Source organism: Micromonospora sp. NPDC004540 (assembly GCF_040610095.1).
GTDB lineage: Bacteria > Actinomycetota > Actinomycetes > Mycobacteriales > Micromonosporaceae > Micromonospora.
This window is the reverse complement of record NZ_JBEXLR010000169.1, coordinates 1-6853: the sequence shown is the minus strand read 5'-3', so window position 1 is coordinate 6853 and position 6853 is coordinate 1. Positions and strand designations below refer to the sequence as shown.

7 protein-coding genes and 2 pseudogenes are annotated in these 6853 nt (G+C 77.3%); 3 read left to right on the top strand and 6 right to left on the bottom strand.

Annotation, left to right across the window (positions count from 1 at the left end; all coding sequences use genetic code 11):
* Positions 1-534 (bottom strand): helix-turn-helix domain-containing protein (locus tag ABZV78_RS30895; protein ID WP_355644273.1); only part of this gene is annotated, 534 nt, incomplete at its 3' end.
* A 227-nt stretch (positions 535-761) separates the two neighbouring features.
* Between ABZV78_RS30895 and metF the strand changes: the two genes are divergently transcribed.
* Positions 762-1679, top strand: coding sequence for a methylenetetrahydrofolate reductase [NAD(P)H] (gene metF, locus ABZV78_RS30890; protein ID WP_355644271.1), 918 nt, complete (start codon positions 762-764; stop codon positions 1677-1679).
* A 45-nt stretch (positions 1680-1724) separates the two neighbouring features.
* Positions 1725-2414: a CDP-alcohol phosphatidyltransferase family protein gene (locus ABZV78_RS30885; RefSeq protein WP_355644269.1), complete on the top strand. Its 690-nt coding sequence runs from the start codon at positions 1725-1727 to the stop codon at positions 2412-2414.
* 18 nt (positions 2415-2432) lie between these two features.
* Here ABZV78_RS30885 and crtI read toward each other — a convergent pair whose 3' ends face one another.
* The 5 genes and pseudogenes from crtI to ABZV78_RS30860 form a co-directional block, all read right to left on the bottom strand.
* Positions 2433-3920 carry a phytoene desaturase family protein gene (crtI, locus tag ABZV78_RS30880; protein WP_355644267.1) on the bottom strand — a complete coding sequence of 496 codons (1488 nt, stop codon included), beginning with the start codon at positions 3918-3920 and terminating at the stop codon, positions 2433-2435.
* A gap of 10 nt (positions 3921-3930) precedes the next feature.
* The gene (locus tag ABZV78_RS30875; RefSeq protein ID WP_355644266.1) at positions 3931-5055 is read right to left on the bottom strand and encodes a glycosyltransferase family 2 protein; all 1125 of its coding nucleotides are present in this window, start codon (positions 5053-5055) and stop codon (positions 3931-3933) included.
* Complete coding sequence (locus tag ABZV78_RS30870) at positions 5052-5864, bottom strand: carotenoid biosynthesis protein (protein WP_355644264.1); 813 nt, start codon at positions 5862-5864, stop codon at positions 5052-5054. The genes ABZV78_RS30875 and ABZV78_RS30870 overlap by 4 nt, the downstream gene beginning before the upstream one ends.
* Positions 5861-6439, bottom strand: a complete 579-nt coding sequence (locus ABZV78_RS30865) for a GNAT family N-acetyltransferase (RefSeq protein ID WP_355644262.1) — start codon at positions 6437-6439, stop codon at positions 5861-5863. Before ABZV78_RS30865 ends, ABZV78_RS30870 begins: the two co-directional genes overlap by 4 nt.
* Positions 6436-6759, bottom strand: a pseudogene (locus ABZV78_RS30860) (monooxygenase); the annotation flags it as partial. The pseudogene ABZV78_RS30860 and the gene ABZV78_RS30865, both read right to left, overlap by 4 nt.
* 23 nt (positions 6760-6782) lie before the next feature.
* Here ABZV78_RS30860 and ABZV78_RS30855 point away from each other — a divergent pair.
* Positions 6783-6853, top strand: a pseudogene (locus tag ABZV78_RS30855) (hypothetical protein); the annotation flags it as partial.

The window sequence follows — 6853 nt, the reverse complement described above, 5'->3', positions numbered from 1 at the left end:
CCGACATCGGCCTCTGGACCGACGTGCTGCGCCGGGCCGAGCCGGAGCTGATCGCCGCGCCGCCCCGCCCAGCAGGTCGTCCCAGCGCCGCAGCTCGGCCAGGTCGCCCCCGCCCGGCGGGTGGTCCCGGCGCCCCGGCTCGGCCGGTGCCAGGTCGGCGAGCGGGCCGCCCAGCGTGCCGCCGGACGGGTCGGCCGCCCAGCGGTGCGCCAGCGTGAGCAGGGCCAGCCGCGCGCGTGAGCCGGCCGGGTCGACGGCCGCCGGCACCGCCCCGAGCCGGCGGCTTCGCGCGGCGGCCTCGGCGAGCAGCTCGCCCGGCACGCCGAGGACCACCGCGAGCCAGCCGGACCAGAAGTCGCCGGGGAGCCGGCGCTGCCGCTCCCACCGGGACACCTCGTGCCGGGTCAGGGTCGGCACACCGGCGGCCGCGCAGAGCTCGGCGGCGACCCGCTGCTGGCTCCAGCCGCGGGCCGCCCGCAGCTCGGCCAGGAGCGGCCCGAGCAGGTGCGGGCCGGGTGGCGGGGACGGGGTCATCGGGTCCTCCGGTGGCGACGGCGCGGGCGGCGACGCGGACGCCCGGCGGTGCCGGACCGGCGCGCCGCCGATCGAGGCGACCCCCGCGCGGGCCCCCGGGACCGGCCACCGGCCGGCCCCACCGCGCTGCCCCCTTCCTACTCCCGGGGTACGACGCTCCGCCGCGCTCGTGCTCGCGGGCTGGGAAGACCCTGGGACGGCCCGGGCCCGCCGGTTACAGTCGGTCCGTGGCGCTCGGTCTTCCCTCGGTCCTCCCCAACCCCCAGCCGGCCATCGGCGAGCTGATCCGCGACGGCCGGCCCACCTTCTCCTTCGAGTTCTTCCCGCCGAAGACCCCGCAGGGGGAGCGCCTGCTCTGGCAGGCCATCCGCGAGCTGGAGTCGCTGCGCCCCTCGTTCGTCTCGATCACCTACGGCGCGGGCGGCTCGACGCGGGACACCACGGTCGCGGTGACCGAGCGGATCGCCACCGAGACCACCCTGCTACCGATGGCGCACCTCACCGCCGTCGACCACTCGGTCGCCGAGCTGCGGCACGTCATCGGCCGGCTGGCCTCGGTCGGGGTGCGCAACGTGCTGGCCGTGCGCGGCGACCCGCCGGGCAACCCGGGCGGTGAGTGGATCAGGCACCCGGAGGGCGTGCGGTACGCCGAGGAGCTGGTCCGGCTGGTCCGGGACGCCGGCGACTTCAGCGTCGGGGTGGCCGCCTTCCCCTACAAGCACCCGCGCTCGCCCGACGTGGCCAGCGACACCGCGCACTTCGTCCGCAAGTGCCGCGCCGGCGCCGAGTTCGCGATCACCCAGATGTTCTTCGACGCCGACGACTACCTGCGGCTGCGCGACCGGGTGGCCGCCGCGGGCTGCGACACCCCGATCCTGGCCGGGGTGATGCCGGTGACCCAGCTGGGCACCATCGAGCGGTCCGTGCAGCTCTCCGGCGCGCCGTTCCCGCCGGCTCTCGCGGCACGGTTCGCCGAGGTGGCCGACGACCCGGAGGCGGTCCGCCGGCTCGGCATCGAGCAGGCGAGCGAGATGTGCGCGAAGCTGCTGGACGAGGGCGTGCCGGGGATCCACTTCATCACCCTCAACCGGTCCACGGCCACCCGGGAGGTCTGGCAGCGCCTGCGCGCCGGGGCGCGGGTGTGACCGCCCGACCCACGACACCCGCGCCACCCTTCTACGGTTGATCCCGTGGTGGGCACACAGCTGAACTGGGACCAGTACGCGACCGCGTGGGCGCGGCTGCACGGCGGCTTCGATCCCCGGGTCGCCGCGCCGGTGGTCCGCGCCTGGCTGCGCTTCGCCTACCACGTGGGATACATCCTGGGCCGGCTGCGGGTCGGCCCGACCCCGGTGACCGTGGTCGGGGTGCTGCTCTGCCTCTGCGTACCCCTGCTGGTGGGGCGGGCGGGCGACGGGCCGTTCCTGGGCGCGCTGTTCGTGCTGCTGGCGGCGGTGGCGGACAGCGTCGACGGCGCGGTGGCGGTGGCCACCAACCGCACCACCCGGCTCGGCTACGTCTACGACTCGGTGGCCGACCGGCTCGGCGAGGCCGCCTGGCTGGTCGCGTTCTGGCTGCTCGGCGCACCCGGCGCGCTGGTCGCCGCGGCCGGCGGCCTGTCCTGGCTGCACGAGTACGTGCGGGCCCGGGCGGTGTCCGCCGGGATGCGGGAGATCGGCGCGGTGACCGTGGGGGAACGCCCCACCCGGGTCTGCGTGGCCCTGGTCGGGCTGCTGGTCGCCGGGCTCACCGGGCTGATCGACGCCGACCTGACCGCCGGCACCATCACCATGGCCACCACGGTCTGGGTGCTGCTGGCCGGCTTCGGCCTCGGCCAGCTGCTCTCCGCCGTCCGCCGCGCCCTGATCGACGCCGACTGACCCCGGCCCGGTCGGGGTCTACCAGGCCGGGCCGATGGCGTCGGCGACGATCTCGGCCGAGAGGGTGACCATGGGAAGGCCGCCGCCGGGGTGGCTGGAGCCGCCGACCAGCCAGAGCCCGGCCGCCGGGCCCCGGTTGGCCGGGCGGAGCAGCCCGCCCGCCGTGCCGTAGATCGCCCCGCCCGGCGCGCCGGTCGCCGCGTCCAGGTCGGCCGGGGTGCGGATCTCCCGGAACACCAGCCGGTCCCGCACGTCCACGCCCCGCTCGGCGAGCACGTCGAGGATCCGGTCGGCGTACGCCTCGGCCAGCCCCGGCCGCCGCCAGTCGACCGCGCCCGCGGCGGTGCCGTGCCGGGCCGCGTTGACCAGCACGAACCATGCCTCGTGCCCGTCCGGGCGGACCGTCGGGTCGTCGGCCACCGTGACGAAGACGGTCGGGTCGGGCGCCGGCCGGGCCCGGACGCCCCGCCCCGGGTCGCCGAAGACCGCGTCGAACTCGGCGTCGTGGTCGCGCGGGAAGAAGACGGTGTGGTGGGCCAGCCCGGAGTCGCCGCGGACGCCGAGCAGCAGCACGAATCCGGCCAGGCTGCGGTCGGTGAGCCCGGCCAGCCGGCGCGGGGTGGGCAGCAGGTCCCGGTAGACGGTCAGCGCGTCGACGTTGGCCACCACCACGTCGGCGGGGACGGGGGCGGCCATCCCGGCGACGCGTACCCCGTGCACCCGGCCGCCGGCCGCGTCGATCCGGGTGACCGTGGCGCCGGTCCGCACCACCACGCCGAGGTCCAGGCAGCGCGACAGCAGCGCGTCGGCCAGGGTGCCCAGCCCGCCGCGCAGATACCAGCCGCCGTACGCCAGTTCGGCGTAGGGGACGGCGACCAGCGCGGCCGGCGCCCGGCGTGGGTCGGCGCCGGTGTAGGTGGCGTACCGGTCGAGCAGCATCCGCAGCCGCGGGTCGGACAGGTGCCGGCGGCCCAGCCCGCGCAGGCTGCGGCCGGGGCCGATGGCGGCGAGGTCGCCCAGCCGCCAGGCCAGCGCGGCCAGGTCGCGCGGGGAGTCGATGGTGCGGCGCAGCACGTCCCGGTGCGAGGCCGCCCACACCCGGCCGGCCCGCCGCCAGAGCCGCTGCCAGTCGGCGGCGGCCCGGTCGCCGAGCGCCGCGCCGATCCGGGCGGTGAACTCGGCCGGGTCGGCGCAGGAGTCCAGGGCGGGGCCGCCGTCGGGGAAGACGTGCCGGACGATCGGGTCCAGCGGCACCAGGTCCAGGTATTCGTCGAGCTTCGCGCCGGTCGCCTCGAACAGGTCGTGGAACACCTGCGGCAGGGTGACCAGGCTCGGCCCGGTGTCGAAGCGCCACGGCCCCTCGGGGGTGTCGTGCCGGTGCCGGCCCAGCTTGCCGCCGACCGTGTCGGCCCGCTCGAGGACGGTGACCTCGTGCCCGGTGACCGCCAGCCGGGCGGCGGTGGCCAGCCCGCCCACGCCGGCGCCGATGACCACGATCCGCGCCATGCCGCCCCTCCTAGCCGACCGGGCGACCCCGCCAGGTGAGCCGGCGTCGCTTCCGCAGATGGTACGACCGGAGGGTCAGCCAACCGAGGACCACGACCGACACGGGGTGTGCCAGCGCGTCGGGCCAGGCCCGCCCGCCGGTGGCCCGGGCGCTGACCGCCCGCCCGACCACCCCCAGCAGGTATGCGATGAGCGCAACCATTGACACTCGGGGAGCTGTCGAGGCGAGCCCGACCGCGAGCAGCGGGGGAGCGGTGTAGAGCAGGAGCAGCAGGGCCACCACCACGGCCGCGGCGGCCGGGTGCCCGAACGAGGCCCAGAGCGACTTGGTGTAGCCGTCGCGCAGCTGCGGCCAGCTCTCGTACATCCGGCAGGCCGCCAGCCGGGAGCCGTCGGCGAGGGCGATCCGGCCGCCGGACCGCTTCACGGCCCGGGCCAGCTCGATGTCCTCCAGGACCCGGTCGGCGACCGCCGCGTGCCCGCCGGCCCGCAGGTAGCCGGCCCGGTCCACGACCAGGAACTGCCCGCCCGCCGCCGCGAGGGACGGCCGCGGCGAGCGTTCCATCGCGCGCAGCGGCAGGAAGGTCAGCCACAACCACTGCAGCAGCGGCTGCACGAGCCGGTCGGCCGCCGTCCGCACCAGGATCCGGGGGTACGGCGACAGCAGCGTCGCGCCCGCCGCGCGCAGTTCGGTCGCCGCCGCGGCGACCGCGTACGGGGTGAGCACCACGTCGGCGTCGACGAAGGCCAGCACGGTCGGGGCCGGGCCGGTGCGGGTGGCGAGCTGCCAGCAGGCGTGCGGCTTGCCCAGCCAGCCGGGCGGCGGGGCGACCCCGGTGAGCAGGGTGACCCGCGGGTCGCCGCCGGCCACCGCGCGGACCACGTCGGCGGTGCCGTCGGTCGAGCCGTCGTCGAGCACCACGATCCGCAGCTCCGGCACGCCGCGCTGGGCGAGCAGCGCGCGCAGGCACGGGGTGACCCGGTCGGCCTCGTCGCGCAGTGGCAGCAGCACCGCCACCGCCTCGCCGACCTCGACCGGGCCGGCGCCCGGGCGGCGCAGCCAGGCGGTGGCGTTGACCAGCGTGTGCGCGGTGAGCGCGGCGACCGCCGCGACCAGGACGAGCGCGGGGATCATGCCGGCGCGTCGACCCGGGGCGCCGGTTCCGCCGCCCGGCGACCGGCCCCGTCCCGCCGGGCGCGCAGCAGCGTCACCGCCAGCGGCACGGCGGCCACCGCCATCCCGGCCGCGCCCCAGGCCGCCGAGGCGGGCAGCCGGAGGAAGACCGCGTGCGCCAGCACGCTGGAGGCGTACGTCCACAGGTAGAGCGCGAACATCGGCGCGTCCCGCCCGTCGGCGCGGTCGACGGCCGGCCCGGCGAGCGGGCGCAGCGCGGCCGTCAGCAGCACCGCGAAGAGCAGCCAGCCGAGATAGTTGCTGACCGGGATGCCGGGCAGGCCGGGCAGGGCCGGGGTGGCGTCCCGCCAGCGCCAGTAGCCCTCGGCCACCATCTGCGGGTCGAGGAAGAGGTCCCAGGCGGCCAGCCCGACCGCGGCCAGGGCGATCCGGCCCGGGCGGGAGCCGGTGAGCCGGACCGCGGTGAGCCAGGCCGGCCAGGCCATCCAGGTCCAGGCCAGCGGGATGACCAGGGGCACGCCGGCCAGCTTCGGGCCCAGCTCACCGGAGTAGTCGTAGCTGCCGAACGGGAAGCCGGTGGCCACCCCGAGCGCCTCGATCGCGAAGCCGCCGCCGGTGGCCACGGCGACCAGCGCGAGCGCGGTGCGGGCGCCCCGGGTGAGCAGGGCGTGCCCCACGGAGAGCAGCCAGCCGAGCCCGACGGTGGCCACGGTCAGCCCGGCCCGGGTCGCGCCGCCGGTGAGCGGGTAGCAGATCTGGGCCAGGACCAGGACGGCCAGCAGCACCCAGGGCAGCCGGCCCCGGGTCACGGCTTTTCCGGGGCGGGCGCGCCGCCGGGGCCGGGTGGGGGGAGCGGCAGGTCCCGGCCGAGCACGCCGAACGGCCGCTCGTCGCCGGGGAAGTGGAAGTGGCGCAGGATGTCGACGAAGCCGAACCGGCGGTAGAGCCGCCAGGCCCGGGAGCGCTGCTCGTCGGCCTCGGGTGTGGAGAGCAGGGTGGTGCTCCCCTCGGCCATGGTGAGCAGGGCGCGCAGCTGGCCGGCGCCCAGGCCGTGCCCCTGCGCGGGCGGGCGGACGTGCAGCTCGACCACCTCGAAGCAGTGGCTCAGCCAGCGCTGCCGGGCCTCGGCGTCCAGCGCCCGGTGCACCTGGTCGTGCCACCACTGGCCGGCGGCGCCGAGGTAGCCGTAGCCGAAGCCGGCCAGGTGTCCCTCGGTGGTGAGGCTGGCGACGGCGCGGAAGCCGGGCCGGCGGACGTGGGTGGCGATGTAGCCGCGCCGGGCCTCCAGCAGGTCGGCGCGGTAGCCCATCGCCTCGCCGTAGACGGCCACCACGTCGTCCAGCCGCCGGACCAGATCGTCCGGCGTCCACCGCACCAACCTCATGCGTTCCCTCTCGCCGTCTGCGGGTCGCTCTCGGGGGCAACCCATCCCAGCACCGTGCGGTCGCCGGTCACCTCGCCCACCGCGAACCGCGCGAACAGTTCCTCCGCGTACCAGCCCTCGGTGGGGGTGCGGGTGATCGCGGCGCGGTGCTCCGGCTGACGGTACGCGAACGCGACCAGGTCCGCGGCGTCGCGCCACACGCTCACCGTGCCCTGCCAGCCCAGCGGGGCCTCGCCGACGCCGAACCGGGCGAGCAGCCCGGGCGCGGCGTGCAGGGCGGCGGCGACCGGCGGGACGGCCCGCCAGAAGGTGACCGCCCGGCGGAGCCCTTACCCGGTACCGCGTGATCGCCTGGATCGTGGGCGTGGCGCTGGTGGTGCTGGTCCTGATCGGCATGCCGCTGAAGTACGGCTT

What these genes read in the sequence shown, in the direction of transcription:
- ABZV78_RS30865 (WP_355644262.1), bottom strand. Translation starts at nt 6,439, where the DNA reads ATGAGGTTGGTGCGGTGGACGCCGGACGATCTGGTCCGGCGGCTGGAC.
- crtI (WP_355644267.1), bottom strand. Translation starts at nt 3,920, where the DNA reads ATGGCGCGGATCGTGGTCATCGGCGCCGGCGTGGGCGGGCTGGCCACC.
- ABZV78_RS30875 (WP_355644266.1), bottom strand. Translation starts at nt 5,055, where the DNA reads ATGATCCCCGCGCTCGTCCTGGTCGCGGCGGTCGCCGCGCTCACCGCG.